The 25,072-nt window shown below is 65.2% G+C and carries 28 protein-coding genes, 1 tRNA gene and 1 pseudogene; 17 read left to right on the top strand and 13 right to left on the bottom strand.

Features of this window, described 5'->3' with window-relative positions; genetic code table 11:
* The 6 genes and pseudogenes from A9W99_RS27660 to A9W99_RS01610 form a co-directional block, all read left to right on the top strand.
* Nucleotides 1-624, top strand: a pseudogene (locus A9W99_RS27660) (hypothetical protein); the annotation flags it as partial.
* 225 nt (nt 625-849) lie between these two features.
* Nucleotides 850-1,314, top strand: coding sequence for a GatB/YqeY domain-containing protein (locus tag A9W99_RS01630; protein WP_067372446.1), 465 nt, complete (start codon nt 850-852; stop codon nt 1,312-1,314).
* A 42-nt stretch (nt 1,315-1,356) separates the two neighbouring features.
* Nucleotides 1,357-2,343, top strand: coding sequence for an LLM class F420-dependent oxidoreductase (locus A9W99_RS01625; protein WP_067372321.1), 987 nt, complete (start codon nt 1,357-1,359; stop codon nt 2,341-2,343).
* Between the two features lie 181 nt (nt 2,344-2,524).
* Nucleotides 2,525-3,088: a type 1 glutamine amidotransferase domain-containing protein gene (locus A9W99_RS01620; RefSeq protein WP_067372318.1), complete on the top strand. Its 564-nt coding sequence runs from the start codon at nt 2,525-2,527 to the stop codon at nt 3,086-3,088.
* A gap of 110 nt (nt 3,089-3,198) precedes the next feature.
* The gene (locus tag A9W99_RS01615) at nt 3,199-3,891 is read left to right on the top strand and encodes a HemK2/MTQ2 family protein methyltransferase (RefSeq protein ID WP_067372315.1); all 693 of its coding nucleotides are present in this window, start codon (nt 3,199-3,201) and stop codon (nt 3,889-3,891) included.
* Nucleotides 3,888-4,082: a CDGSH iron-sulfur domain-containing protein gene (locus tag A9W99_RS01610; protein ID WP_067372313.1), complete on the top strand. Its 195-nt coding sequence runs from the start codon at nt 3,888-3,890 to the stop codon at nt 4,080-4,082. The genes A9W99_RS01615 and A9W99_RS01610 overlap by 4 nt, the downstream gene beginning before the upstream one ends.
* Before the next feature lie 9 nt (nt 4,083-4,091).
* On the opposite strand, the gene A9W99_RS01605 is transcribed toward A9W99_RS01610, so the two are convergent.
* The 6 genes from A9W99_RS01605 to A9W99_RS01580 all read right to left on the bottom strand — a co-directional run bounded on the left by A9W99_RS01605 (nt 4,092) and on the right by A9W99_RS01580 (nt 9,788).
* Nucleotides 4,092-5,108: an iron-containing redox enzyme family protein gene (locus A9W99_RS01605; protein WP_067372310.1), complete on the bottom strand. Its 1,017-nt coding sequence runs from the start codon at nt 5,106-5,108 to the stop codon at nt 4,092-4,094.
* A 99-nt stretch (nt 5,109-5,207) separates the two neighbouring features.
* Nucleotides 5,208-7,430: a SpoIIE family protein phosphatase gene (locus A9W99_RS01600; RefSeq protein WP_067372307.1), complete on the bottom strand. Its 2,223-nt coding sequence runs from the start codon at nt 7,428-7,430 to the stop codon at nt 5,208-5,210.
* Nucleotides 7,431-7,437: 7 nt separating this feature from the next.
* Complete coding sequence (locus A9W99_RS01595; RefSeq protein ID WP_067372304.1) at nt 7,438-8,064, bottom strand: SpoIIE family protein phosphatase; 627 nt, start codon at nt 8,062-8,064, stop codon at nt 7,438-7,440.
* Nucleotides 8,057-8,476 (bottom strand): ATP-binding protein, encoded by a 420-nt coding sequence (locus A9W99_RS01590; RefSeq protein ID WP_067372301.1) that lies wholly within the window; start codon nt 8,474-8,476, stop codon nt 8,057-8,059. Before A9W99_RS01590 ends, A9W99_RS01595 begins: the two co-directional genes overlap by 8 nt.
* Entirely contained in the window at nt 8,466-8,855 is a 390-nt protein-coding gene (locus tag A9W99_RS01585; RefSeq protein ID WP_067233924.1) for an STAS domain-containing protein, read from the bottom strand. Before A9W99_RS01585 ends, A9W99_RS01590 begins: the two co-directional genes overlap by 11 nt.
* 30 nt (nt 8,856-8,885) lie before the next feature.
* The gene (locus A9W99_RS01580) at nt 8,886-9,788 is read right to left on the bottom strand and encodes an STAS domain-containing protein (RefSeq protein WP_067233927.1); all 903 of its coding nucleotides are present in this window, start codon (nt 9,786-9,788) and stop codon (nt 8,886-8,888) included.
* 219 nt (nt 9,789-10,007) lie between these two features.
* Here A9W99_RS01580 and A9W99_RS01575 point away from each other — a divergent pair, with 219 nt between their 5' ends.
* The 7 genes from A9W99_RS01575 to A9W99_RS01545 all read left to right on the top strand — a co-directional run bounded on the left by A9W99_RS01575 (nt 10,008) and on the right by A9W99_RS01545 (nt 14,411).
* Nucleotides 10,008-10,376: an STAS domain-containing protein gene (locus tag A9W99_RS01575; RefSeq protein WP_156622885.1), complete on the top strand. Its 369-nt coding sequence runs from the start codon at nt 10,008-10,010 to the stop codon at nt 10,374-10,376.
* 26 nt (nt 10,377-10,402) lie between these two features.
* Complete coding sequence (locus A9W99_RS01570; RefSeq protein ID WP_067372298.1) at nt 10,403-10,903, top strand: DUF6328 family protein; 501 nt, start codon at nt 10,403-10,405, stop codon at nt 10,901-10,903.
* Between the two features lie 120 nt (nt 10,904-11,023).
* Complete coding sequence (locus A9W99_RS01565) at nt 11,024-11,236, top strand: hypothetical protein (protein ID WP_156622884.1); 213 nt, start codon at nt 11,024-11,026, stop codon at nt 11,234-11,236.
* Between the two features lie 153 nt (nt 11,237-11,389).
* Nucleotides 11,390-11,689: a DUF4193 domain-containing protein gene (locus A9W99_RS01560; protein ID WP_067372294.1), complete on the top strand. Its 300-nt coding sequence runs from the start codon at nt 11,390-11,392 to the stop codon at nt 11,687-11,689.
* 43 nt (nt 11,690-11,732) lie between these two features.
* A complete protein-coding gene (locus A9W99_RS01555; protein ID WP_067372290.1) occupies nt 11,733-12,113 on the top strand; it encodes a thiol-disulfide oxidoreductase DCC family protein in 381 nt (126 codons plus the stop codon).
* A 42-nt stretch (nt 12,114-12,155) separates the two neighbouring features.
* Nucleotides 12,156-12,986, top strand: coding sequence for a hypothetical protein (locus tag A9W99_RS01550; RefSeq protein WP_067372286.1), 831 nt, complete (start codon nt 12,156-12,158; stop codon nt 12,984-12,986).
* Between the two features lie 45 nt (nt 12,987-13,031).
* Nucleotides 13,032-14,411, top strand: a complete 1,380-nt coding sequence (locus A9W99_RS01545) for a cytochrome P450 (protein WP_156622883.1) — start codon at nt 13,032-13,034, stop codon at nt 14,409-14,411.
* A gap of 70 nt (nt 14,412-14,481) precedes the next feature.
* On the opposite strand, the gene A9W99_RS01540 is transcribed toward A9W99_RS01545, so the two are convergent.
* Complete coding sequence (locus A9W99_RS01540; RefSeq protein WP_082929754.1) at nt 14,482-15,969, bottom strand: DUF4185 domain-containing protein; 1,488 nt, start codon at nt 15,967-15,969, stop codon at nt 14,482-14,484.
* Between the two features lie 378 nt (nt 15,970-16,347).
* Here A9W99_RS01540 and A9W99_RS26375 point away from each other — a divergent pair, with 378 nt between their 5' ends.
* A complete protein-coding gene (locus A9W99_RS26375; protein WP_156622881.1) occupies nt 16,348-16,503 on the top strand; it encodes a hypothetical protein in 156 nt (51 codons plus the stop codon).
* Between the two features lie 64 nt (nt 16,504-16,567).
* On the opposite strand, the gene A9W99_RS01535 is transcribed toward A9W99_RS26375, so the two are convergent.
* From A9W99_RS01535 to ponA2, 4 genes are all read right to left on the bottom strand, one after another.
* Nucleotides 16,568-16,641: transfer RNA gene (locus tag A9W99_RS01535), tRNA-Pro, on the bottom strand.
* Nucleotides 16,642-16,692: 51 nt separating this feature from the next.
* Nucleotides 16,693-17,799 carry a PLP-dependent cysteine synthase family protein gene (locus tag A9W99_RS01530; RefSeq protein ID WP_067372280.1) on the bottom strand — a complete coding sequence of 369 codons (1,107 nt, stop codon included), beginning with the start codon at nt 17,797-17,799 and terminating at the stop codon, nt 16,693-16,695.
* Nucleotides 17,796-18,752: a metallophosphoesterase gene (locus tag A9W99_RS01525; RefSeq protein WP_067372278.1), complete on the bottom strand. Its 957-nt coding sequence runs from the start codon at nt 18,750-18,752 to the stop codon at nt 17,796-17,798. Before A9W99_RS01525 ends, A9W99_RS01530 begins: the two co-directional genes overlap by 4 nt.
* Before the next feature lie 83 nt (nt 18,753-18,835).
* Nucleotides 18,836-21,268, bottom strand: coding sequence for a transglycosylase/D,D-transpeptidase PonA2 (ponA2, locus tag A9W99_RS01520; protein WP_067372275.1), 2,433 nt, complete (start codon nt 21,266-21,268; stop codon nt 18,836-18,838).
* A 362-nt stretch (nt 21,269-21,630) separates the two neighbouring features.
* On the opposite strand from ponA2, the gene A9W99_RS01515 reads away from it, so the two are divergent.
* Nucleotides 21,631-21,981: a WhiB family transcriptional regulator gene (locus tag A9W99_RS01515; protein ID WP_067372272.1), complete on the top strand. Its 351-nt coding sequence runs from the start codon at nt 21,631-21,633 to the stop codon at nt 21,979-21,981.
* Between the two features lie 193 nt (nt 21,982-22,174).
* On the opposite strand, the gene A9W99_RS01510 is transcribed toward A9W99_RS01515, so the two are convergent.
* Nucleotides 22,175-23,335 carry an ArsA family ATPase gene (locus tag A9W99_RS01510; protein ID WP_067372269.1) on the bottom strand — a complete coding sequence of 387 codons (1,161 nt, stop codon included), beginning with the start codon at nt 23,333-23,335 and terminating at the stop codon, nt 22,175-22,177.
* Nucleotides 23,335-24,357 carry an ArsA family ATPase gene (locus A9W99_RS01505; RefSeq protein WP_067372266.1) on the bottom strand — a complete coding sequence of 341 codons (1,023 nt, stop codon included), beginning with the start codon at nt 24,355-24,357 and terminating at the stop codon, nt 23,335-23,337. The genes A9W99_RS01510 and A9W99_RS01505 overlap by 1 nt, the downstream gene beginning before the upstream one ends.
* 74 nt (nt 24,358-24,431) lie before the next feature.
* Here A9W99_RS01505 and A9W99_RS26370 point away from each other — a divergent pair, with 74 nt between their 5' ends.
* Together A9W99_RS26370 and A9W99_RS01500 are read left to right on the top strand one after the other, a co-directional pair.
* Nucleotides 24,432-24,593 (top strand): DUF4177 domain-containing protein, encoded by a 162-nt coding sequence (locus A9W99_RS26370; RefSeq protein ID WP_156622880.1) that lies wholly within the window; start codon nt 24,432-24,434, stop codon nt 24,591-24,593.
* An 8-nt stretch (nt 24,594-24,601) separates the two neighbouring features.
* Nucleotides 24,602-25,069: a RidA family protein gene (locus tag A9W99_RS01500; protein WP_067372263.1), complete on the top strand. Its 468-nt coding sequence runs from the start codon at nt 24,602-24,604 to the stop codon at nt 25,067-25,069.
* Nucleotides 25,070-25,072 lie beyond the last annotated feature (3 nt).

The raw sequence follows: 25,072 nt of genomic DNA, 5'->3' as shown, positions 1-25,072 counted from the left end.
GGCCACCGCGCCGGCGCCTTCCAGCAGCGAAAGGCCGATCAACGCGAGCAACCGTCCGCGGATCCTGACCCACGCCTCGCCGATCGTGATCGGGGACCCGAACACCCCCCGCCCGGCTACGGCCCGCCACCGGGGTATAGCGCCCCGCCGGGCTACGGGTTCCCGGCCGGTTACGGTCCGCCACCATTCGCCCCGGGCGCCGTCAAGCCCGGCATCATCCCGTTGCGGCCATTGGGCCTCAGCGAGATCTTCAATGGTGCGGTCGGCTACATCCGCGCCAATCCGAAGGCGACGATCGGGCTGACCGCCGGGGTAGTGCTGGTCATGCAGATCATCAGCTACGTCGCGACGCTGGGCCCATTGGCCGCCGCCAGCCGGCTGAAAACCTCCCCGGCCGCCGAGCTGTCCTGGGCCGACGCGGCCGGCTGGATGCTCGGTATCGGTGGCAGTGTCCTGGTCAGCTGGCTGGGCGGCATCCTGCTGTCCGGAATGCTCACCGTCGTCGTCGGGCGGGCGGTGTTCGGGTCCCCGATCACGATCGGCGAGGCGTGGGTCAGGATCCGCGGACGGTTGCTCGCGTTGATCGGCCTTTCGCTGCTGGAAGGCGCCGGCGCGGTGGCCGTAACCAGGGGGCGCAGCGCCGTAGCCGGGCGGCGGCCCGTATGCAGGGGAGGGATAACCGGGCGGCACGGGGCCCATAGGCCCTGGCGGCGGATCCACCGAATATGCAGGCGGCGGCGTGCTCACCGGAGGCAGCTGCCGTCGTCGTTGGTCATGGCTTACATCCTGTCGGCGGTCGGGCCTTTTCTCAACGTCGGGCCCGGGGTCCCGGGTAGTAGCGTTTCGGTCATGGCGGAACTCAAATCGCGGCTTCGGGCGGACCTGACGCAAGCGATGAAGACCCAGGATAAGTTGCGCACCGCGACACTGCGCATGCTGCTGGCCGCGATCCAGACGGCGGAAGTCTCCGGCAAGCAGGCCAGAGAGCTCTCCGACGACGAGGTGATCCAGGTGTTGGCCAAGGAATCCCGCAAACGCGGCGAGGCGGCCGAGATCTACACCCAGAACGGCCGCGGTGAGCTCGCGGCCAACGAGCACGCCGAGGCGCGGATCATCGACGAATATCTGCCCACGCCGCTCACCGAGGCCGAGGTCGCCGACGTGGCCGACACCGCCATCGCCGAGGTGGCCGAGGCCATCGGCGAGCGGCCCAGCATGAAGCAGATGGGTCTGGTGATGAAGGCGGCCACCGCGATCGCCGCAGGGAAAGCCGACGGTGCCCGGCTGTCCGCGGCGGTAAAAGACCGGCTGTAGCCGAATCGTTTGCTCCGCAGGAGCGCGGGTAACCCTGTCGCTATGACCAAGTTCGGCTATACCTTGATGACCGAGCAGAGCGGGCCCAAAGACCTTGTGCGCTATGCGGTTTCAGCTGAGGAGTGTGGTTTCGACTTCGAAGTCTGCAGCGATCACTTCTCGCCCTGGCTGGTATCCCAGGGGCACGCTCCCAACGCCTGGGCGGTGCTCGGCGCGGTCGCACAGATGACCCAGAAGGTGCAGCTGTACACCTATGTGACCTGTCCGACGATGCGATATCACCCCGCGATCGTCGCTCAACAAGCCGCGACCGTACAGATTCTTGCCGACGGACGCTTCACCCTCGGGCTGGGCAGCGGCGAGAACCTCAACGAGCACGTGGTGGGCAAGGGCTGGCCGACCGTCGAGCGGCGACAGGACATGCTGCGAGAAGCCATCAAAATCATCCGCGAACTGTTCGGCGGGCAACTGGTGAACTGGCGCGGCGATTATTTTCAGGTCGACTCGGCCCGACTGTGGGATGTGCCCGAGGTACCGGTCTGCATCGGGGTGGCCATGGCCGGGTCCAAGGGCGTCGACAAATTCGCCAAGCTCGCCGACCACCTGATTGCCGTACAGCCTGACGAAGAACTTGTCGACGCATGGCACGCCGCCCGGCAGGCGGCCAACGTGGCCGGCGGCGGCCGGGTGATCGGGCAGGTTCCGGTGTGCTGGGACCCCGACCGAGACGCCGCCGTCGAACGCGCACACGATCAGTTCCGCTGGTTCGGCGGCGGCTGGGCGGTCAACGCTGACCTGCCGACGCCCGCCGGTTTCGACGGTGCCACCCAATTCGTACGTCCCGAAGATGTCGCCGAGAGCATTCCGTGTGGCCCCGACCTGGATGCGATCGTCGAGGCCGTCCGGCCGTACTGGACGGCCGGGTTCACCGATGTCGCGCTGATCCAGATCGGCGGCGAGACGCAGGACCTGTTTCTCAAGGAAGCCGCCGAACCGTTGCTTGAGGCGCTGCGCGCCGCGGCTCAATGACCGCTCCGAGGATCGCTCCGAGGATCGCTTTGACCACCGCGCGTTTGGGCGGTGGGCGCTCGGGTATCCGGTTGGCATCCGGCGCCCAGGTTGAGTTGCAAAGTGATTGGACGAGAACACTTTCGATTCAACTGCGCGAAAGCCGTTCTGAAGCGCTGGCTTTCAGTGAAGGAGAATACCGATGTCACACGGATTACAAGGTAAAAAGATCGCTATCCTGGCCGCCGACGGAGTGGAGAAAGTTGAACTCGAACAGCCTCGCGCGGCATTGACGCAGGCGGGAGCCCAAGTCGAGGTGCTTTCGCTGAAACGTGGCGAAATACAAGCGCGCAACCACGATCTCGAGCCTGCTGGCGCATTTGCTGTCGATCGCGCGGTATCGGATGCGAAGCCCGACGAATTCGACGGCCTGGTGCTGCCCGGCGGCACGGTAAACCCGGACAAACTGCGCAAAGACGAGTCCGCGGTCGCCTTCGTGCGCGACTTCGTCGAGTCCGGAAAGCCGGTCGCCGCGATCTGCCATGGCCCGTGGACGCTGGTGGAGGCGGGTGTCACGGCGGGACGAACGATGACCTCTTACGCGAGCATACGCACCGACCTGCGGAACGCCGGCGCCAATGTGGTCGATGAGGAAGTGGTTGTCGACGGCAATCTGATCACCAGTCGCTCGCCGTCAGATCTTCCGGCATTTTGCTCGACGATTGTCAAGCAATTCGCCCACGTCTCTAGCGCTGCACCGCGATAGCTGCCCAGCCAGTCGTCGGGGTTTAAAGCAGCGGTTTGCGGGCATTAATCAGTGGTGCCGTAATCGCGGCTCGATCGGATTGACCGCGGAAATTCACCGAAAGGCCTACGTTGACGACCACCTATCAAGTGGCGGATGCCGCCCTGCCCGCCGTCAGCGTCTACCAGCCGCAATACGATTCGCGGCTGTTGGTGGACACGATGAAGTGGACCGGAATTGTGGCGGGCCGACGGGTTCTCGATCTGTGTACCGGAAGTGGTTTCGTCGCGATCGCTGCCGCCGAAATGGGCTGTGCCAGCGTCACTGCCTTCGACATTTGCCCGCACGCCGTGCGGTGCTCGCGTGACAACGCCGTAGACGCCGGGGTGGATGTCGATGTCCGCGAGGGGTCCTGGATCGGGGCCTTCGATTGCGCTCCGTTTGACGTCGTGGTGTCCAATCCGCCGTATGTGCCGACACCGCCCATCGACGACACCGACTTGATCGCACCCAGCGCCGGACCGTCCTGGGCGTTCAACGCCGGTCCCGACGGGCGCCTGGTGCTCGACCCCCTGTGCGAATCGGCGACAAACCTGTTGTGTCACGGCGGATCCCTGCTACTGGTGCAGTCGGCATTCGCCGGTGTGCAACAGTCGCTGGACCTCCTGCGGTCCACCGGGCTGAGCGCCAGAGTAGTTGCCTCCCAATGGGTTCCGTTCGGCCCAGTATTGACCGCCCGGGCACGGTGGCTGGAGGACACCGGCCGGCTACGGCGCGGCTGCCGCGAAGAAGAGCTGGTTGTCATTCGGGCCGAAAAGCCATGACTACCACCCGCGTGCAAGTGGTGCCCAAGGGCCCGGTGCTGATTTCCGGCCCGGTGCGCATCGAGATGCCCGACGGCGGCGTCGTCGAATCCGATCGGTTCATGGTGGCGGTCTGCACGTGTGCGCGCAGCAAGGAATATCCAATGTGCGACACCAGCCACCGGCGCTGCCGGATCACCGAAAAGCGTTGAACGCGGCGGCTAAACGGGCCGCCGCAGCGATGACTGGTTCAGCTTCCAGCACACCATGAGATTGTCCGCCAAGCGATTCTCCACCACCGCATGTGCGCGCATTCCGAAGACGACGTCGCGGTCCAGCTTCGGCTCGCGCGCGACCAGGTCACCGACGACATCGAGGCGCACCACCTGCTCGTGTACCGCGTCAGCCTCGACGTGCTCCTGGTAGAACGCGATACAGGCCGCCGGTGCCGACATGCGCTGCAGCGCCTGGACCATGCGTCGGGAACCCGGCGGCGAGGTGATCTCGGTAGCGGCGAAGTGCCCGATCGCGGCACCGCGCAGCCACCGGTGCAGGCCGAACATCGACATCAAATTCACCACCGCCAGCGACTCGGCGGGAACCGCATCCAGATAAGCCAGATAGCGCGAATCCAGGTCGGCCGCGGCCATCAGATCGGCGAACAGCTGCTGATGCAGCCGCGCGGCCTGCCCGGCGCCGTACTCGTCGTATTCGACCGCAACGAACGCCGCCTTGGCGCGGCCGGTCAACCGCGGAATCACCCAGGCGTGCGGATCGCCTTCCTTGAGGTGATACAGCGAGCGGTGCGCGAAATATTCGCGCATCTGCTGCCAGCTGCCGGCATCGCGCAAATAGTACGACGGTCCGTTGCCGTCCACGGGCTCGATGGACAGCGCGTCCATTTCGGCCGCCGCACTGTCGCCCGGTTCGATGTCGCCGACGTCACGGCGTATGCCCGCCAGAAAGCCACGCTCCAGTTCGGCACGCAGGTGCAGCAGCGCCGGATTCCACTCCCACGTGGGGTCGACGCCGGCAAACCCCCGGTAGTGCAGTTCGTAGCACATGTACAGGGCCAGCTGCAGGTCAAGACCGTAAGGGTCCGAATCGCGCACCGATGCACCGATGCGATTCAGTTGGTCGCGCGACGACGGCCCGGTCAGGGCCCGGCGCACGGTCATCGAGAGCGGTCCGTTCGCGGCCGGCAGGGCCGGTTCGACGGTGGTCGATGCGCTAGTCACCCCGGTGAGATACCCCCTATCGGACCTGGCAAACGGGTGCGGCGTCACGTCGCGGTCGGAGTGCACGCCAAATCTCATGTGCGGCTGGCCTTTCAGTGTTCACGCACGTCGGGGAAGCCGGAATGTCACGTTCACGGTGGTTCCGGCCGGTGTGCTGTCCACGTCAACCGAGTCGGCGATCGCCTTCATCAGCATCAGGCCGCGGCCGCTGTTGCCGGAATTGGTGGCCGGTGGTTGCCACGAGCCGGTGTCGGCGACCCGCACCCGGACTTCGCCGTCCACGCGGTCGACGTCCAGCTGCATCGTTCCGGTGGGTCGGCCGGCGTAGGCATGCTCGATGACGTTGGTGCATGCCTCGTTGACGACGAGCACCACGTCGGCCGACAGCTCGTCAGGCACTTCGGCGCCGCGCAGCCAACCGCTCAGCCGGTGCCGGATGGTGGCCAGGTGATCGGCGGTCGCGTCGCATTCGATCCGAAGTGGCGCTGATTGGTGCCGGTAGATCACCATCGCGACGTCGTCGTCGTAACCGGGCGGGGGAGCCAATTCCCGTAGCACCGCGTCGGCGACGGCGTCCGGCGGCAACTTCGTCATTTCTGCCAACACGTCTGCTGCACGCCCGATCCCGTCGTCAAGCGACTCGTGTTTGCGCTCGACCAGACCATCGGTGAACAGCATCAGCGTCGACCCGGACGGCAGCACCTGAGCGGCTTGCGGGCGCGGGCCTTCCCGCCGCACCGCGAGCGGCACCGACCGGGCACCGGTCAACACGGTGGTTTCCGATTCGACATCCGGCCCGGCCGCCGCGAGGATCGCGGGCATGTGCCCGGCGTTGCTGTATTCCAAGATCCCGGATTCGGTGTCCAGGATCGCCAGAAACACCGTCGTGCAATATGCATCCGGAATGAGGGATGCCGCCGAGTCGAGTTGCTCGAGCAACACCGCCGGTTGGTCGCCGGTGAGCAACAGCGCCCGTGCAGAGCTACGCAGTTGACCCATGATGGCCGCGGCCGGCAGACCACGGCCCACGCAGTCGCCGACTACGATGCCGATGCGGTGATCGCCGACCGGCAGCACGTCGTACCAGTCGCCGCCGATTTCCAGTGGCGGGACGGCGGGCTCGTAGCGGACCGCAAAACCCGGTGGCGGCTGCAGCGACGGCAGCATCGTGCGTTGCAGGGTCAGCGATGTCTCGCGGGCAATCTCGAACTGGCGCACGTGCTGAATCGCCAGGCTGAGATGGCCGACGAGCACCGTGACCAACAGCCGGTCCTCCGCACTCATCCAGCGAGGCGTCCGAAGCTCCAGCCACAGCGCGACGTCTGCGGCGCCGGACAGCACCGCAACGATTCCGCGAGCCTTACCGGGAGTATCCGGCCACTCCACCGTCCTGGCCGTCAGCGGCAAGTGATTGCGTGCGTCCTGAAACGTGTGGCGCAGCACCGGATCCAGTTCGTGCCAACTCGATACCGGCGGTTCCCCGGCGGTTTGGATGGTCGGTTCGCCGTCGCCGGGCGCCCAGATGGCGGCGACCACCCGCTGCACGTCGACGGCCGTGCGGCATTCATCAAGGGTGATCGACAGCACCTCGGCCAGGCTCTTGGCCACCGTAACGGCAGTCGCCAGTCGCAGCACGGCGCTTTCCCGTGCCGCGAACGCTCGCTGGGCAGTGATGTCGCGAATCGTTCCGACGAAAACAACTTGGTCCGTGCCGGATTCGCGCACCTCGCTGATGCTCACCGCCACCCATGCGAGACGCCCGTCCTGGTGGCGAATCGGGGTCTCGTATTCGGCGCTGCCGTCGCGCAAGACTCGGTCGGTCTGCTCGGCGGCCGTCTTCTTGTCCACCAGCCACGGGTGCGGCCACGCGTAGGGCATCCCGTCCGGCGGAAAGCCGGTGATCTCGGAGAAGGCGGCGTTCATCTCGACGACGGCGCCGTCCTGATCGGCGACGAAAAATCCCTCCTGCAACGAATTCACCAGGGCAGTGCGGAATTTGTCGCGGTCTGCCAGCCCCTCGGCGCGGGCACGCTGTTCCTCGTAACGCCGGGTGCCGTCCAGATAGCCGCGGGTTACCACGTCGAGCGCGGCCAGCGTCTGCAACAGGAATTCCACCGCGGCGGGCCGGTCGAAGTCGGGATTCTTTGACAGCCTCTCGATTTGGGCGAAGTGATTCTCGATTATCTGGAGCATGCTGATTTGCTCCTGCAAGGCCCGTCGGCCGAGCTCATGGCCGATGGCCAGGCTGTCCTCGTCGCGCGTGTCCAGGTAGGTTTTCAGCGCAGTCACGTACTGGGCGTGAAAGTCGTTGCTGTCGTTCATATCTGGCTCATATCGAGGTGCCCCGGTGTCGTGCGGCCAGCACCATCGCGTCGTCCGATTCCTTGGCGTGCTTTTCCAGGATCTGTGCGGCGATCTGGGGTGCTGTAGCGGCGAAGTCGATGTGGTCCAAGTGATTTTCGGCGATGCCGTCGCTGGCGATCAGGAGCAGATCGCCGGTGCGGATCGGAACCACTTGTGGTGGCGCAATATCCGGTATCCGGTACCCGACGATGCCGGCGGTCAGTCGGGCAGAAGAACGCACCTGGATACCGGTGGCCGCCTTGGCGACCAGATTGGCGCTGACATTTCCGACTCCGGTCCAGGACAGCCTGCCGGCCTCGAAATCGATGCGCGCCAAGGTCATCGCGGCCCCCCTGGTGCCGGACAGGACGCGGTGGCACAGCTGGATGAGCACGTCGAGCCGTTCGGCACACGCGCCCTTGACCACGTCGACCCCGTTGGTCGCCGCGGTGGCGGCGGACGGGCCGTGACCCAATCCGTCCAATAAGCCGAACAACGCCGCCGATCCGCCCACACCGATCGCCAACGATTGGTCGCCGCAGGCATACTCGCCGGGCCGGGGTCGTCCGGCCATCGCCCACTCGATCGGCCCCAAGCGGCCCTGATCACGCACGGGCCGGAACCCACTTCCACATCTCGACCACGGTTCCCTGGCCAAGGGTGGATTCCACGACCAAACGGTCCATCAACCGGCGGGCCCCGGGCAAGCCCAGGCCGAGCCCGCGTCCGGTGGAGTACCCCTCTTCCATGGCGCGGTCGATGTCGGCGATGCCGGGCCCGTCGTCCTCAGCGCGTACCACCAGTGCCGCGCGGCCCTCCCGGTCGGCCACCGCAACCTGAACCGCGCCGCGACCGGCATAGCTGGTGATGTTGCGTGCGACTTCCGAGATGGCGGTGGCGATCATGGTGACGTCGGTCAGCGAGAATCCAAGGTTTAGGGCGAGCTCATGTCCGGCTTTGCGGGCGTCGACGATGTCGTCGGGGTTGTTGATGTCGACGACTACAACTTCCCGGTCACCCGCCACCGTCGCGCCCGATCGTCGATTTCCCAAGTCCCAGTTGCCTGTTCAACAGGGCAAGGCCCTCTTCGAGGTCCAGCGCGGTGTTCATGTCGTCGAACGCAAGTCCCAGCTGGACCATCGCGAAGGCCACCTCCGGCTGGAGACCGACGATCACCGTGTCGGCGCCGCGCAGCCGCGTCATGTGCGCAATCGTGCGCAACGACCGGGCCGCGAACGAATCCATCACGTCGATGGCGGTGACGTCGACGATGATCCCCTGCGCGCGAAACCGGCTGACCCGCTCCATGAGGTCGTATCGCAACCGCTCGGTCTCGGAGTCGGTGAGCGCGGCCTGCACGGTTGCAATCAGAATCGAGCCCTGCTTCAGGATTGGTACTGGCATGAGGGTCCCGTGGCCTTTTTGCTTACTTTCTTAGCCGCTTACCTCGCCGGTGCGAGTCACTTCGTAGCCCAGCAGCCGCTCGGCTTCCTCGATGCCGCCCTGCAGGTCGCCGACGGCATTCATCTTCGACAGGTCCAGCCCGATGGTCACCAGTGTCAGGGCGATTTCCGAGGACAGGCCGGTGATGATCACGCTCGCACCCATCAATCCCGACGCGTCGACCGTCTGCACCAGGTGGTTTGCCACCGTCGAGTCGATGGTGGGCACACCGGTGATGTCGATGACCACCACTTTCGCGCGATTGGCCCGAATGGCGCGCAGCAGCTGTTCGGTGACCTGGCGGGCTCGCTGGCTGTCCAGGACCCCGATGATCGGCAGAATCAGCAGCTGCTCGCGCACCTGCAGCACCGGCGTTGACAGCTCGCGAATCGCCTCCTGCTGCTGGCGGATGATGCGCTCACGTTCCTGGACGAAGCTGACGCCCACGGTATTGGCGATGCGGTTGGCCGCCGGCTCGTAGGCGTCCAAAACCCGGTTGAGCATGTCGAACTCGGCCTGGTACTTCTCGAACAGCGACCGCGCCAGCACGTCGCGCAGCAGCAGCACGATGCCGAGCACCTCATCGGTCTCTACGCCCCGCGGGATGATGCGTTCGGAAAGGTCGCGAGCGTAAGCCTGCAACGCCTCGACGCTACCGGTCTCGAGCACCTCGACGTAGTTGTCATAGACGGCGGTGGCTTCGGAAAAGAGCTCCTCGGGCGTCATCGCGGTGAGCAATTGTGCCTCGGTGATTCTGCGCGCCCATTCTTCGCGCAGAATCGTTCGATTCCGCCGCAGGTGCTGCACCAGCTGTGGCAGCAGGCCCTCGCTGGAGACGCTGACCGTTTGTGCGGCGCTGCCGGGGTTGCTGTTCTCCATCAGCGAATCTGACATGCGGGCCTCCTAAGGCCTCCCAATGCACTCAATGCACTCCCAATGCAGTCCCTGTGCCCAGCCGATGCGCGACGCGCTCCGCAGGGCGCAAGTTCTATGGCGACATTAGCCTGAGTAATCGCACGACAGGTGTTGAGGTCTTTTTCTACGCGCGCCTGGCGAGGCGGGTTAGGCTGACACCACACTCAAGGCACGCAAGACCCGGACGAAGGACCACCATTGTCAGCTCCTGATTCGATTACCACCATGGTCGCGGACCACGATGGGGTGTCCGTGGTCAGTGTCAGCGGTGAAATCGATTTGGTTACCGCTCCCGCTTTGGAACAAGCCATTGGTGCGGTGGTCGCGGACGGTCCGACGGCGCTGGTCATCGACCTTTCAGGGGTGGAATTTCTCGGCTCGGTGGGCCTGAAAATCCTGGCGGCTACGCACGAGAAGCTCGCCCAATCCGCCGAGTTCGGGGTGGTGGCGCGCGGGCCGGTGACCAGACGGCCGATTCACCTGACCGGTCTGGACAAGGCCTTTCCCCTGTACCCGACGCTGGAGGAAGCGCTGACCGGCGTGCGAGACGGCAAACTCCACCGCTAACGCCACGGCGTTTCCGGGCTGCGGCCATGGATGTCGACCATCCAGAAGAAGACCAGCGCTGGGACAGCCGCCAGCGTGGTGAAACCGAACTTCAACGGCTGGATCGCAATTGGAACAGCCTGCTGCAGGAGCTGCGGGTGGTGCAGACCGGGGTGCAGCTGCTCACCGGCTTCCTGTTGACGCTGCCGTTCCAGCAGCGTTTCGACGTTCTCAGCGGACACATGCGCATGGTGTACCTGGCGACGGTGAGCTGCTCGGTGGCGGCAACGGTGTTGTTGATCGCGCCGGTCGCCATGCACCGGCTGCTGTTTCGGCGCCATCGACTCCAGGTGCTGGTCTCAGCGGCGCACCGATGCGCCTATGCGGGGTTGACTCTGCTCGGCCTCGCGCTGACCGGGATGACGGTGATCGTCTTCGCGGCCGTGTCCGGGCGCATTGCGGGTTTTGTCGCGGGAGCGTTTGCGCTGGCGCTGTTCACCGTGTTTTGGCTGGTGGTGCCGCTTTTGTTGCGCACCCGCGGCCCGTAGCCGGCGAAGTCTCGGGCACCGGTGCCGGACTTTGCGCGATCCGGTAGATTACCGACCGTGTTCGGGGGGAAATCGGGCGCGGCGGGCCGCGCATCGGCCGTCGTCTTTGCGGTAGGTCTGGTGGCGGCCGTCATCGCGTTGGCGAATGGTTGTCTTTTGATCGCCGGCGCGAGCTTGATTCTGGCTTTTCTGGCGCCCTGGTTTGGGCTGGCCGCCGTCCTGCATAGTAAACCGCGCGTCATCGATAGCGAATTGCCTTGGCAGGATGGACGTTCCGCGAACCCCGTGCCCGTGTCCAGCGGCGGCTATCGGATCCGGTTGCCGGCACGCTGAAGCCCGGTTTCGTCTTGGCCCGACCGCCGGAAACACGTATTGAATTTATTGGAATTAAAAGGTGTGACCGCCCCTTCAAGGGGGTATCGCCTCTGCCACGGGTCGACTACAGGCAGGTCGGTTGACCCGTCCCTCGGCGAGGAAGGAACACCCATGACGACCGCAAGCGATTACGACGCACGCCGTGTGTCCGACGTCGACACTGCGGACCGGTCCACACTACGGGAGTTGGCACCTGTGTTGCCGAGGTCTGCCCCCGTAATCGTCGACGACCTGAACGATGTGCCGTTCTTCGAGCTGCCCGGCGCGGATTTGTCCAATGAAGAACTGACGGTGGCCGTGATTCCCGTGCGCGAAGACGAGTTCACCTGCTCGAGCTGTTTCCTGGTGCAGCACCGGAGTCGGTTGCGCAGCACCGCAGGAGGACGTCAAATCTGCGCCGACTGCGCCTGAATCGTCGGTCTGCCGGCCGCCGCAGATGCGGCAGACTAGGACCATGGACGGTGTCTTGCTTTTCGACGGGCGGTGTGGAATTTGCACCCGCGCATGCAATCGGTTGGCCCGGTGGAATCGGACGGGCCGGCTGCGGATCGAACCCTTCCAGAGGCCCGGGACGGCCGAACTGCTGGGGGTGTCCGCTGCGCGTTTGACGGAATCGGCATGGTGGCTTGACGCGTCGGGCGCCGTCTTCTCCGGGGCGGAGGCAATGAACGCAGCCCTTTCTGCGGCGCTCGGTACGACACTGCCGCTACGGGTCTACCGGCTACCGGGAGTCGGCGCCGCGCAGGACGCGGCATACCGCTGGGTGGCGGCACACCGTTATCGGTTCCGCGGTGTGACGCCGCTGTGCGAAGCTGAGCCCGAACGCTGCGCGTAATCGGTTGGCGTGGTGGCATTTCCAGCAAATGAGCGATCACCAGTGCACTTCCGCCGATTCGATTTACGCGCCGCGATGGTGGCGATCAGCGTCACTGCCGTGGCCGCAGCGGGTGGGTGCGGATCGGGTGGCTCGACGGGCAGCTCCACTTCGACGTCCGCGAGTGCGACTGCGCCGCAACAGGTGTCGCCGTCCTGCCCGAACGTATCCATTGGCTTCCAGCCAAAGCTGCAAGACCAGCATGTGCGCTGCGTGCTGCAGGTCGCGCAGAACCTGATCCTCGACGTGTCCAGTGCTCCCGCGTGGTCGTTTACCTTGCGAAACGCGGGAGTGGTGGCACAAGAATTTCGGGAGCCGACCGCGGAGATCGGTGAAACCGGCGAGGTGCCGCTGCTGCAAGACATCGACAACAGCGGGGCTCCCGAGTTGCTGGTGGTCATCGGCCGCGGCGGGACGGGAGGGGAACCCATGGCCGTCTGGCGCTTGACTGGTTGGCCGGGCCAGCAACCCCGGTTCGTCCGCGCCGGCCAGCTGTTCGGGTTTCGCAGCTTCTACCAAACCGCCGAGGGATACTTCGGCAACTACGCGCATTCCAGCGCGGCGTCGGGAACCGTCCAGTTGTACCGCTGGGTCGACGACAAGATGGTCGAGGTGGCCCTGCTGGACATGCAGGTCGTCTCGACGCGGCCCGACCCCGATTCCCGCCATGACTGGCTGCGCAACGGCAATGTGTTGTGCGGCCTCAACAACGACGACTATCCGGAGGGTTCCCGCGCCGCCAGGACTGCCGCGTTGCAAGCCGCCGGGATCGACCCCGCTACCGCGGCGCAGCGGTTCTGCACGCAGCCGTGGGTCGCTTCGATCTATAAGTAGATCGGCGATACGCGGCGCGGACGTGGCTCCTTGACCTAGTGCGAGGTGCCGTGTTGTGTCGTTAGCGTGGCATCATCCGCACTTCGCTCGTCGAACGCACCGGATGCCTTGCCCCGTCCGCCGGGTTTGCCTGCGCCGCGCAGGTTACATGCGGTCTTCGCGGCAGCGTATGCGGTTGCCTACCTGGTGGGCGGGGAGCGCCGGATGCTGCGGCTGATCCGTCGGTACGGCCCGATCATGACGATGCCCATCCTCAGTCTGGGTGACGTTGCGATCGTTTCCGATCCGGCGTTGGCGAAGGAGGTCTTCACCGCCCCGCCCGACGTGCTGCTCGGCGGCGAGGGTGTGGGGCCCGCGGCCGCGATCTACGGGTCGGGATCGATGTTCGTGCAGGAGGAACCGGAACATCTGCGACGGCGCAAACTTCTGACACCGCCTTTGCATGGAGCCGCGCTGACCGGTTATGTGCCGATCATGGAGGAGTCCACGCGCGTCGCGATGCGCAGCTGGCCGGTTGACCGTCCGTTCGAGATGCTGGAAGCGGCGCGGTCATTGATGTTGGACGTGATCGTCAGGGTCATTTTCGGCGTCGACGATCCCGCCGAGGTGCGGCGACTGGGCCGGCCCTTCGAGCGGCTCCTGAATCTCGGTGTCTCAGAGCAGTTGACGGTCCGCTACGCGCTGCGCCACTTCGGCACCCTGCGGGTATGGCCGCAGCGTGCCAAAGCCAATCGGGAGATCGACGACGTCGTCATGCCGCTTATCGCGCAACGACGAAACGACCCGGCGTTGGGGGAGCAACTCGACGTCTTGGCTTTGCTCATGGGCGCACGCGGAGAAGACGGTAAAGGGTTGTCCGACGATGAGATTCGAGATGATCTGATCACCTTGATGCTCGCGGGCCATGAGACGACGGCCACCACATTGGCGTGGGTCATGGACCTGCTGCTGCATCATCCCGAGGCGCTGCAACGCGTCCAGGCCGAAGCCGCCAGCGGCGGAGAGGATTTCACCACCGCCGTAATCCACGAGGCGTTACGGGTGCGTCCGCCGGCTCCGTTGACCGCACGGGTGGCCGCGAAGCCGTTACCCATCGGTGGCTACCGTGTAGCTGCCGGCACGCGAATCGTGGTGCATATCATCGCAATCAATCGGAACCCGGGTGTTTATGAGTATCCGAACGAGTTTCGCCCTGAGCGGTTCCTCGGTATCCGACCGCAGACCTACGCCTGGGTCCCGTTCGGTGGCGGCGTGAAACGTTGTCTGGGAGCAAGCTTCTCGATGCGCGAATTGATCACCGTGCTGCATGTGCTGCTGCGCGAGGGCGAGTTCACCGCTGTCGACCCGAGTCCGGAAAAGATCGTGCGACGGTCCATCATGCTTGCTCCCCGCCGCGGCGCCAGAGTGCGCTACCGGCCAGCATGACGAGCAGACGCAAAATCACCCGTTTCGACGCCGAAATGGGGGATTTTGCGTCTGCTCGCGCAGGGGCCGGCTAGGGGAGCACGGTGTGCATGAGCATGACGTCGTATGCCGACCACAGCGATAGGTTGAAGTACAGGTCTTTTCCGGACGACCAGGGGTGGATCATCGGAGCGTAGATGCCACCGGGCATCTGGAACGACGACACGAGCAATTGCTCTGGGCTCCAAGGGCCTTGCGGAGCCGGGGCAGTTCTTGCCACCACGTCGTTGGCGCCGTTGGTGTACAGCACCAGGTACTGCTTGAGATAGCTGTTGTATTGTCCTGACATTTCCGCGACCGGGCCCGGAATGACCGGCGTTGCCGCGCCCGGGTCGGCCGCGACCCAGTGGCCTTCTCCGTCACCGTTCCAGTATTGGTACTTACTGAGATCCGGTACGAACTGCGGTTGCACCCGTGCGAGATGCGCCGCACCGCCACGCCCGGACGGGGTTCCGAACGAGTAGAGGTAACCGTCGGTACCCTTCATGAACGCGCCCATCTGGAAATTCTCGTTGCCCGGAACGAATTTGGCTCCCGGCACGCCTTCCGGATCGGCCGGGCGGATGGTGCCCGGGTAGACCCCCCAGGTCTGGCCGTTGTCGCGGGACATCGCGATGGCCGAGAAGTTCGTCCGCCAGTCTCCGTCGCGCACCCACTCCCTGATGGACATGAAGTTCACGAGTTGCGTTCTGCCGATGGATATTCCAGCGGTCGGAATGATTCCGGTCTCGTGCGGCGCCCTCTTCATGGTATTGATGATCTGCCTGGACAGCCCCGACGGATACGACGGCGAGCCGGCATACCTGTCGGTAGCGGAGCCCTGCGCCACGTGGATCCCGTGCGAGAGATCGTGATCTGAACTGCGGAACAGTGTGTTGTAGCGCCATTGCTGGCCATGGACACGGCAGTAGCCGAACGTGTCGCCGAACGCCATCAGCACCTGACGGTTCGCGGGATCGCCGTTGTCCCAAGCGATCCCGAGGTCCGTTCCCGAGATGCCGAAACGTTCGAGTGTCTTGTTCGGGCCGTTGACCCCGGTCACCCAGTCCACCAGCGACGTCGGGGCGCCGGCGATGGAGGGCGGTGGTCCGGCCTCGGGCGCCGGCTGGGGTGCAGGTTGTGGAGCGGGCTGAGGGGCGGGCTGCGGCGCTGCATTCGGACGCAGCTGAGTGGCGTTGGGTGGCGGTTGGGCGCCCGGTTGGGGTGGATTGGGACCGGGCTGTGTCCCCTCCGCTCGTGGGACCACCTGCGATTGGTTCTCCTTCGGGGCGGAGTACCTAGTGGTGCCCGGTCTGAGCAGAGACGAGATCAGCGGGCCGAGTTTGGGAAGCGGCGCATGGTCGTTCGTGTTGCTCGGCCGGCGTCCGGTCGGCGGCCGGACAACTGGTGCGGGTGCAGGTACCGGCGCGGCGGTGGCGGGAGGCTCGATGTTGGCCTCCGGCGCCTCGCACGGCGTGGCGGACGCGGGCGGGGCAGCGCCTATCCCGACAATGAGTCCGATGGCGACCGCCGACGCCATCGATACGGACACGAGTCGCGGAAACGCCGACAATGTCACACCTTTCGAGGACAAGACGCCGGATTGACGCCCGCAGTTACACATGTGACGATAGAGATCCACGGGGCTGTTGTGACCAGTGATCCGGCAAAAGGTATGCATCTGAGATCGTGTCGCGACCCTTTTGTTGGCCCCCGCGGCAAACCGCAGCGGGGGACTTGCCACGCGGGCAAATCGCCCGGGTTTCAGCTGCACAGGATGACGTGACAGCTAGGCCCGTAGTGGCCCAAGGGTCCGAATCCACGGCGGAGGGCGCTGCGGCAGCACGATTGGAGAGCTGAGAAGCCGGGTATACCAGCCGAACCAGCAAATTAGAGCTTTCAGCAGGAGGGTCGCGACGTGATTATTCTCGGCATCATTCTTTTGGTGGTCGGCTATTTCACCGGCCTGAGCATTCTGTACACCATCGGCGGCATCCTGGTGCTCGTCGGCGTGATTCTGTGGATTCTCGGTGCCGTCGGGCGGCCCGTGGCGGGGCGAAGAGTCTGGTTCTAACGCCGCGGCAAGGGATTTGGTCGTTCGCCGGGCGTGCCCAGCCCTCTAATGGCGATGACGCGAGTCGGGGTGGCGGGATTTGAACCCACGGCCTCTTCGTCCCGAACGAAGCGCGCTACCAAGCTGCGCCACACCCCGATTAAAGCCACGACAGCCTATCGCGGCCCCACCCACCCGGCCAAACGCGCACTATCCCCAGCGGCATGAGCGTTCGAACACGACCAACGTCTCGGCATGCGCGCCGGGGTCTAGTCCCTGGGCGGCGACCCACTCGTCGCTGAAATAGGTGTCGGCGTAGCGGTCGCCGCTGTCGGCGAGCAGAGTGACCACCGACCCACTGCGTCCTTCGGTGACCATCCCGGCAAGCAGGCCGAAAGCTCCCCACATATTGGTGCCAGTCGAGGGTCCCACGCGACGGCCCAGGACCGCGCTGACGTGGCGAGCGGCCGCGATCGACGCTTCGTCGGGCACCGCGACCATCCGGTCGACCACGCCAGGCAGGAACGAAGGCTCAACCCGCGGTCGGCCGATACCCTCGATCCGCGATGAGGTCGGCATGACGATGTCGTACCGACCTTGGGTGTAGGCGGGGAAGAACGCGGAGTTCTCGGGGTCCACGACGCACAGCCGGGTGGGATAACGCTTGTAGCGGATGTAGCGGCCGATCGTCGCGCTGGTGCCGCCGGTGCCCGCGCCCACCACAATCCATTCCGGTATCTGATGCGTCTCGTCGCACATTTGGGCGTAGATCGACTCAGCGATGTTGTTGTTGCCGCGCCAGTCGGTCGCGCGCTCGGCGTTGGTGAATTGGTCCAGGTAATGGCCGCCGGTGTCTTGGGCGACGCGGACCGCCTCGGAGTAGACCTTGCTGGAATTCTGCACGAAATGACAACGGCCACCGTGTGATTCGATGAGCGCTACCTTGGCGGCGCTGGTAGCGGCGGGCACCACGGCAATGAATGGCAGGCCCAACAGCGCGGCGAAGTAGGCCTCGGACACGGCCGTGGAACCAGAGGACGCCTCGACCACTGTGGTGCCCTCGCCAATCCACCCGTTGCACAGCGCGTAGAGAAACAGGGAACGCGCAAGGCGGTGCTTGAGGCTGCCGGTGATGTGCGTCGTCTCATCTTTGAGGTAGAGCGCGACGTCCACCTCGGTGGACCAGGCCGACGGCAGCGGGTAGCGCAGCAGGTGCGTGTCGGCGCTGCGACGGGCGTCGGCCTCGATCAGCCGGATGGCGTTTTCGGTCCATGCCCGCGGCAGGCTGCGGACCGCGATTTGGGTCGGATCGGTCAACGCACCGATGCTGTTGGCTGCGAACGGCTCAGGTTGCTATTGGAATCCCGGTCACCCATCGGGGCGGCGATCAAGGTCAGCAAGGTTGCCTCCGGGCGGCAGCAGAATCGCACCGGCGCGAACGGAGATGTTCCCACTCCCGCCGAGACATGCAACAGCATGTTCTCACCCCAACGCGACGGCCCCTTGGCCCGCGACCGGTCCAGGCCACAGTTGGTTACCAGGGCGCCGTAGAAGGGCAGGCACAGCTGACCGCCGTGGGTGTGGCCGGCCATCACCAGCTGGTAGCCGTCGGCGGCGAAGCGGTCCAGCACTCGCGGCTCAGGCGAGTGCGTCAGCCCCAGCCGCAGGTTCGCGGCCGGGCTCGCGGGGCCTGCAATGGTGTCGTATCGGTCCCGCTCGATATGCGGGTCGTCCACGCCCGCGGCGGCGATGTGCAGTCCGGCCACCTCGAACTCGCGACGGGTGTGCGTCAGATCGAGCCAGCCGCGTTCGGTGAACGCCGCCCGCAAGTCCTGCCAGGGCAGCGGCTCACCGCGGACGCGGTGACCGGGGTTGGTCAGGTAGTTCATCGGGTTCTTTAGCCGCGGGCCGAAGTAGTCGTTGCTGCCGAATACGAACACGCCCGGCCGGGACAGCAGGTCGCCCAGCGTCTGGACGACGGCGGGCACGGCCTTGGGGTGGGCCAGGTTGTCCCCGGTGTTGACCACCAGATCGGGCTCCCACGCGGCCAGCTCGCGCAGCCAGGCCTGTTTGCGGCGCTGATTGGGCAGCATGTGCAGATCGCTGATATGCAGCACCCGCAGCGGGGTGGAGCCTGGCGACAGCACGGGCATGGTCAACTCACGCAGGACGAACGCGTTGCGCTCGACAATCGCGGCATATCCAATTCCGGCGACGGTCGAGCCGAGCGCGACGGCACCGGTCCGTAACAGCACGGGCAAAACAGCCATGCAGGCAGCCTACTGCCGGTCGCCGACTACATACGCATGTCCCACGACACAGGCCCTCGAACGACCCTCGAAAGAGCCCATTGTTATGGCGGCGGCTGTCCCGGTGGTGGCGGCGGCGGGGGTGCCAACAGCGGGATGGTGATCGGTGGCAATCCCGGAATCTCCACCACCTGCGACCCGATCGGTACCGGCGCGCCCTCCGGCGGTGGCGGCGGTGGCGGCGGGATGCCGTTGCTGACTTGAATGGTGATGATCGATCCCGGGATGGTCTGGCCGCTGGGCGACGTTCCGACCACCTCGCCTGCCTTTGCGGAGCTGTTGACGGAGGATGTTTCCTGGGCCACCTGGAAACCCGCTTCCGTGATGCGCTGCCGGGCCAGCTCGACGGTCAGACCGGCGACGCTGGGCACCCGTGAACCCGGTGAACCCTCGACGTAGCGGGGATCGGTCGGCGGCAGCTTCACCTCGCCGAACATGGTGGCAATCGGCTTCATGGCGGTGAACCACGTGCGGGCCGGCTCGTTGCCTCCGTACAAGTCACCCTCGCCGCAGTGGCGCAGCGGGCCCGAACACAGATCTGTCGGCGAGGTCGAGTCGTCGTAGATGTAGTTCGCCGCCGCGTAGTGGCTGGTGAAGCCCACGAATCCGGAGGACCGGTGCGCTTCGGTGGTGCCGGTCTTGCCAGACATCGGTAGGTCCCAGCCTGCCGCACCGGCTGAACCCGCCGCCGTGCCGGAGCCCGTCGCGTCCTTGCTCATGGCGTTGGCCAGCGTGTTTGCCAACCCCTCGGGCACGACTTGTTCGCACGTTTCGGTCGTCACCGCGACCTGATTGCCGTTACGGTCTATCAGCTTGTCGATCGGGTTGGGTGGGCACCACACACCCCCCGACGCCAGGGTGGCCGCGACGTTCGACAGCTCCAGCGCGTTGACCTCGATCGGTCCGAGGGTGAACGAACCGATGTTCTGCCGCTTCACGAAGTCCGCCAGGCTCTCGTTACTGTCTGGGTTGTAGTCGCGAGCGGTGCCGGGATTGGCGTACGACCGCAGGCCGAGCTTGATGGCCATGTCTACCGTGCGCGACACTCCGACCTGCTGAATCAGCTTGGCGAACGCCGTGTTGGGCGAGGTGGCCAGCGCGTCCGTCACATTCATCGACCCGCCGTATTTACCGGCGTTGATCACGCACCAGGTGTCCTTCGGACAGCCCTTGGCCCCGCCGCTGCCCATGCCCTTGGCCTGGAACCGGCCCGGCACCTCGAGCGTGGCATTGATGCCCATGCCCATGTCCAGGGCCGCTGCAGTGGTGAAGATCTTGAATACGGACCCCGCACCGTCACCTACCAGCGAGAACGGCTGCGGCCGCATGGTTTCGCCGGCGTCGATGTCCAGGCCGTACTTGCGGTTGCTGGCCATCGCGAGAACCTGGTGGGTGTCCTTGCCAGGCCTGATTACGCTCATCACGCTGGAAATGCCGGGCAAGGTCGGGCTGGCGAATTTGTCGATAGCCGCCTTGACCGGGATCTGCACATCGGGGTTGAGCGTGGTCATGATCTTGTAACCGCCCCTGGCCAGCTGCTCCTTGCTGATTCCGGCGCGAGACAGATACTCCTGGACGTAATCGCAGAAGAACGCGCGGTCGCCGGCCGCGATGCAACCCCGCGGCAACTCCTTGGGCTGCGGCAAAACGCCCAGCGGCTGGGCCTTCGCGGCGCGCAGGGCATCCGCCTCCGCAGGCAAGTTCTCGATCATGGTGTCCAGGACCAGGTTCCGCCGCGCCAGGGCGCCTTCGGGGTTGACGTACGGGTTGAGCGTGCTGGTGGACTGCACCATGCCGGCCAGCAAAGCCGCTTGCTGCCAGTTCAGCTCGGAGGCGTTGATACCGAAGTACGTCTGCGCCGCATCCTGCACGCCGAATGAGTTGTTGCCGAAGGACACCAGGTTCAGATACTTGGTCAGGATCTCCGGCTTGGTGAAGGTTTTGTCCAGCGTGAGCGCCATCCGGATCTCGCGCAGCTTACGCGCCGGTGTGGTTTCGACGGCTGCTCGCTTCTCCGCGTCGGTCTGGGCCGTGACCAACAACTGGTAGTTCTTTATGTACTGCTGCTCGATCGTCGATCCACCGCGAGTTTCCACGTCGCCGGATGCGTACCCGGCCAGCCCCGTCAAGGTGCCTTTCCAGTCGACGCCGTTGTGTTCGGCGAACCGCTTGTCCTCAATTGAGACGATCGCCAGCTTCATGGTGTTGGCGATCTTGTCGCTGGGCACTTCGAACCGGCGTTGCGAATACAGCCACGCGATGGTGTTGCCTTTGGCGTCGACCATCGTCGACACGGCCGGCACCGCCCCCTCGAGAAGTTGCGCCGAGCCGTTGGCCACCACCTCGGAGGCGCGATTGGACATCAGCCCTAGACCGCCCGCCACCGGGAACATCAGCGCGGTGGCGACAACGCCGGCGAGTAAGCAGCACCCAGCGAGCTTCAACAGCGTCAGCGCAACTGGGGGACGATCGGACATGGGTCCACAGTATCCACCTCTGGCGACAGCGCTATGTCCTCATGCCTACAAATCCCTGCATACCGGCCCGAACGGTGCCGCGGGTCAGAGAAAAGTCGGCAGAAAATTTTGCAAGTGACGGTGTTCAAACCGCAGCTAGTGGCTACACCATCCGGAGTGGAAGCCTCCGTAGTCGCTCAGACGGCACGCTCGTCCCAAAAAAACCGTTATAAGACTGTTGCGCAATTGGCCCCTGACCACCTAACTTAGACACACGGTGAGATGTAGGTAACACCGCGGTGCACAGTGTGGCGTAGATCGCAGCAGAGTCTGCACCCGGGGAGGGCGGCCGCTAATGGCGGCTGGGAGGAAGGGAGCGGCCCGTGTCAGCAACACGCCCAGGAGCGCGCAGGACGAATTTGTCTGCTGTCAACACCACGCTTCGCGCCGTTGACGCAGGAGAACGAATTGCCTGGGTTTCCAAGGCGTTGTGTCGGACAACGGATCCCGACGAATTGTTCGTGCGAGGGGCTGCTCAACGCAAAGCCGCAGTGATCTGCCGTCACTGCCCGGTGATGCAGGAATGCGGCGCAGACGCGCTGGACAACAAGGTCGAGTTCGGCGTCTGGGGTGGCATGACCGAGCGCCAGCGCAGGGCTTTGCTCAAGCAACACCCGGAGGTCGTGTCGTGGGCGGACTTCTTCGACAAGAGGCGTAGCCGCAGCGTGGGGTGATTTCGTCGGTGCATCCGCGGTGATGGCCTGAGACGGCTTCGGTTTGAGCACTCCTCATTACATTTCTGTTACAGCGCTCGGGTCTGGATCCGAATTCGTTTGTGCGCTAAGAGAACTGGCGATTTCAGTCGGCTTCTCAGCGGGCCGCTGCGCGGCCCGCATCCTCGCCGACTTCTGCTGATCGGCCGGCTTCTCAGCGGGCCGCTGCGCGGCCCGCATCCTCGCCCACCGAAGTGATCTGGTCGGCGAGGGCGCGCAGCGCATCGAGGTCAGACACGTCGAACGGCAGCGACGGAACTCCGACCACCGGCACGTGCGGATTGGCGCCGGTGAATCGTGATAGCAGCCGTATCTCCCGCTTGGCGGTTTGCCCGCGGTCGGCATGAATCCGCAGCACAGCCGCCGTCAGCGGGGTGTCGCTGGAGTCGGCATGCTCTGACTCCAGCGTTTCGGTCGCGTCGATCGCCCGCTCGACCGGCAGTGAGCACAATGTCGGGTGGGTGCGGTTCAGGACGAGCCCGGCGAGCGGCATGCCTTCCTGGGATAGCCGGTCGACGAAGAAGGATGCCTCACGCAACGCGTCGGGCTCGGCCGCGGACACGACGACAAACTGGGTACCGCGCCGTTTCAGCAACGAGTACGTGCGGTCCGCCTTCTCGCGGAATCCGCCGAATGTTGCATCAAGTGATTGCACGAACGCCGCGGCGTCGCCGAGCATCTGTGAACCCAGAATCGTCGACATCGCCTTCATGGCCAATCCCATTGCGCCAGTGACCAATCGACCGATGCCCCGGCCAGGCGCCAGCAGCAGCCGCCACAGACGGCTATCCATGAAGCTGCCCAATCGTTTTGGCGCGTCCAGGAAGTCCAGCGCGTTGCGCGACGGCGGGGTATCCACCACCACCAGGTCCCAACGGTCCTGCGCCAGAAGCTGACCCAGCTTCTCCATCGCCATGTACTCCTGCGTGCCGGCAAGCGATGTGGCGACGGTCTGATAGAACTGGTTGTCCAGAATCGCTTGTGCCCGTTCAGGTCCGGAGTACTGAACCACCATTTCGTCGAAGGTGCGGCGCATGTCGAGCATCATCGCGTAAAGCTGGCCTGGAACCTCCGGCGCTAGGGGCACTCGCTGCGGAGTATTGCCAAGATCGTTGACTCCCAGAGCTTGTGCCAAACGCTTGGCGGGATCGATAGTCAAAACGACCACTGTGCGGCCGTATTCGGCAGCCCGCAGCGCCATCGCGGCCGCGGTGGTTGTCTTGCCGACACCGCCCGCGCCGCAGCACACCACCACCCGGTTGGAGGTGTCAGCCAGGATTGCGGCCATGTCGAGAGACTTCGGCTGATGAGTCATCATCGAACCCCTTGCTCTGCAAGCGATTCGGAAAGTTCGTACAGGCTGCCCAGATCCACGCCGTCGGAAATGGTAGGCAGTTCGAGTCGCGATACCTGCAACTCGTCGAGTTGACGGGCGGTCTCGGAGCGCGCGCTGATCCGGGTGGCGTGCTCGATCGTCTCGGTCAGCAGACCGGCGAAATCGCCGTCGGCCAGCGTGATTCCGGCCGATGCCAAGCCGGCCCGCACCGAGTCCGCGTCTACGTCTCCTTCGGCGGCCTTGGCCAGAGCGTCGGGCCCGAGGTACGCCGGGATGTTGCGGTTGACGATCACGCTGCCGATCGGCAGTTCCATTTCCGCCAGCTCCTCGATGGCTTCCAGAGTTTCCTGCACCGGCAGCGCTTCCAGCAGGGTCACCAAGTGGATGGCGGTCTGATCGGAGTGCAGCAACCTGACCACACCCTCGGCCTGCGAATGCACCGGGCCACCCTTGGCCAGATCGGATACGGCCTTGGTGACGTCCAGGAAACGCGCGATGCGCCCCGTCGGGGGCGCATCGACCACGATCGCGTCATAAATCGGCAGCCGGTTCTTGTCGACGCGTATGACGGTCTCCTTGATCTTGCCGGTGAGCAGTACATCGCGCAGGCCGGGTGCGATCGTCGTCGCGAACTCTATCGCCCCGATCCGGCGCATCGCCCGGCCCGCGATGCCCAGGTTGTAGAACATGTCGAGGTATTCCAGGAACGCCGCCTCGATGTCGATCGCCAAAGCGTTGACCTGGCCGCCGCGCTCGGCAGTGGCGATCTTGAGTTCCTGATAGGGCAGCGGCGGCACGTCGAAGAGCTGCGCGATCCCTTGGCGACCCTCGACTTCGACGAGCAACACTTTGCGGCCGCCCGCGGCCAGAGTCAGGGCCAGCGCGGCCGCGATGGTCGACTTTCCCGTACCGCCTTTGCCGGTTACAAAGTGCAAGCGAGCCTTCGACAAGCGCGCCGGCCAGCCGACGGAATGACTGCCGCTAGATGTGGTTGCCACCATCGCACTTTAGCCCGAGGGCTTGGGCCGGCTAGGCCTGGCCGGAGCTGGTCATGACCGCCCGATAAGCTCGCGGCATGACCCAACCGACCGCGTGGGAGTACGCCACGGTTCCGCTGCTCACGCACGCCACCAAGCAGATCCTCGACCAGTGGGGTTCCGACGGCTGGGAGCTGGTGGCAGTGCTACCCGGGCCCACCGGCGAGCAGCACGTGGCATACCTCAAGCGCCCCAAGTAGCGGCCGCCATGAATTCCGGAGCGTCCTGGCTGGCCCGTCTTGGGCAACTCGGGGTCGCGCTGCCGCAGGTCGCGGCACCGCTGGCCGCCTATGTTCCGGCGGTGCGCACCGGCAACCTGGTCTACACGGCGGGCCAATTGCCGTTCGACGCCGGAAAGCTGGCACGCACCGGCAAGGTGGGCGCGAACATCACTCCTGAAGAAGGCAAAGCGCTGGCGCGGATATGTGCACTCAACGCGCTGGCCGCGGTGGACGCGCTGGTGGGTCTCGACACGGTTACCCAGGTGGTCAAGGTCGTCGGGTTCGTCGCCTCGGCGCCGGGGTTCAATGGCCAGCCGAGCGTTGTCAACGGCGCCTCGGACCTGCTTGCGGAGGTGTTCGGCGACAGAGGCACGCATGCGCGTTCGGCGGTGGGGGTGGCCGAGTTACCGCTGGACGCACCGGTGGAGATCGAGCTGATCGTGGAGGTCGGCTGAGAT

It is taken from the genome of Mycobacterium sp. 1164966.3 (assembly GCF_001665395.1).
Taxonomy (GTDB): Bacteria; Actinomycetota; Actinomycetes; order Mycobacteriales; family Mycobacteriaceae; genus Mycobacterium.
Note: the sequence above shows the minus strand (reverse complement) of the source record. Positions and strands in the feature narration are given on the sequence as shown.

Excerpts from the sequence above, each read along its gene's own strand:
- A9W99_RS01630 (WP_067372446.1), top strand. The coding sequence starts at position 850 with ATGGCGGAACTCAAATCGCGGCTTCGGGCGGACCTGACGCAAGCGATG.
- A9W99_RS01625 (WP_067372321.1), top strand. The coding sequence starts at position 1,357 with ATGACCAAGTTCGGCTATACCTTGATGACCGAGCAGAGCGGGCCCAAA.
- A9W99_RS01620 (WP_067372318.1), top strand. The coding sequence starts at position 2,525 with ATGTCACACGGATTACAAGGTAAAAAGATCGCTATCCTGGCCGCCGAC.
- A9W99_RS01610 (WP_067372313.1), top strand. The coding sequence starts at position 3,888 with ATGACTACCACCCGCGTGCAAGTGGTGCCCAAGGGCCCGGTGCTGATT.
- A9W99_RS01600 (WP_067372307.1), bottom strand. The coding sequence starts at position 7,430 with ATGAACGACAGCAACGACTTTCACGCCCAGTACGTGACTGCGCTGAAA.
- A9W99_RS01585 (WP_067233924.1), bottom strand. The coding sequence starts at position 8,855 with ATGCCAGTACCAATCCTGAAGCAGGGCTCGATTCTGATTGCAACCGTG.
- A9W99_RS01580 (WP_067233927.1), bottom strand. The coding sequence starts at position 9,788 with ATGTCAGATTCGCTGATGGAGAACAGCAACCCCGGCAGCGCCGCACAA.
- A9W99_RS01570 (WP_067372298.1), top strand. The coding sequence starts at position 10,403 with ATGGATGTCGACCATCCAGAAGAAGACCAGCGCTGGGACAGCCGCCAG.
- A9W99_RS01560 (WP_067372294.1), top strand. The coding sequence starts at position 11,390 with ATGACGACCGCAAGCGATTACGACGCACGCCGTGTGTCCGACGTCGAC.
- A9W99_RS01555 (WP_067372290.1), top strand. The coding sequence starts at position 11,733 with ATGGACGGTGTCTTGCTTTTCGACGGGCGGTGTGGAATTTGCACCCGC.
- A9W99_RS01540 (WP_082929754.1), bottom strand. The coding sequence starts at position 15,969 with ATGGCGTCGGCGGTCGCCATCGGACTCATTGTCGGGATAGGCGCTGCC.
- A9W99_RS01525 (WP_067372278.1), bottom strand. The coding sequence starts at position 18,752 with ATGGCTGTTTTGCCCGTGCTGTTACGGACCGGTGCCGTCGCGCTCGGC.
- ponA2 (WP_067372275.1), bottom strand. The coding sequence starts at position 21,268 with ATGTCCGATCGTCCCCCAGTTGCGCTGACGCTGTTGAAGCTCGCTGGG.
- A9W99_RS01510 (WP_067372269.1), bottom strand. The coding sequence starts at position 23,335 with ATGACTCATCAGCCGAAGTCTCTCGACATGGCCGCAATCCTGGCTGAC.
- A9W99_RS01505 (WP_067372266.1), bottom strand. The coding sequence starts at position 24,357 with ATGGTGGCAACCACATCTAGCGGCAGTCATTCCGTCGGCTGGCCGGCG.
- A9W99_RS26370 (WP_156622880.1), top strand. The coding sequence starts at position 24,432 with ATGACCCAACCGACCGCGTGGGAGTACGCCACGGTTCCGCTGCTCACG.
- A9W99_RS01500 (WP_067372263.1), top strand. The coding sequence starts at position 24,602 with ATGAATTCCGGAGCGTCCTGGCTGGCCCGTCTTGGGCAACTCGGGGTC.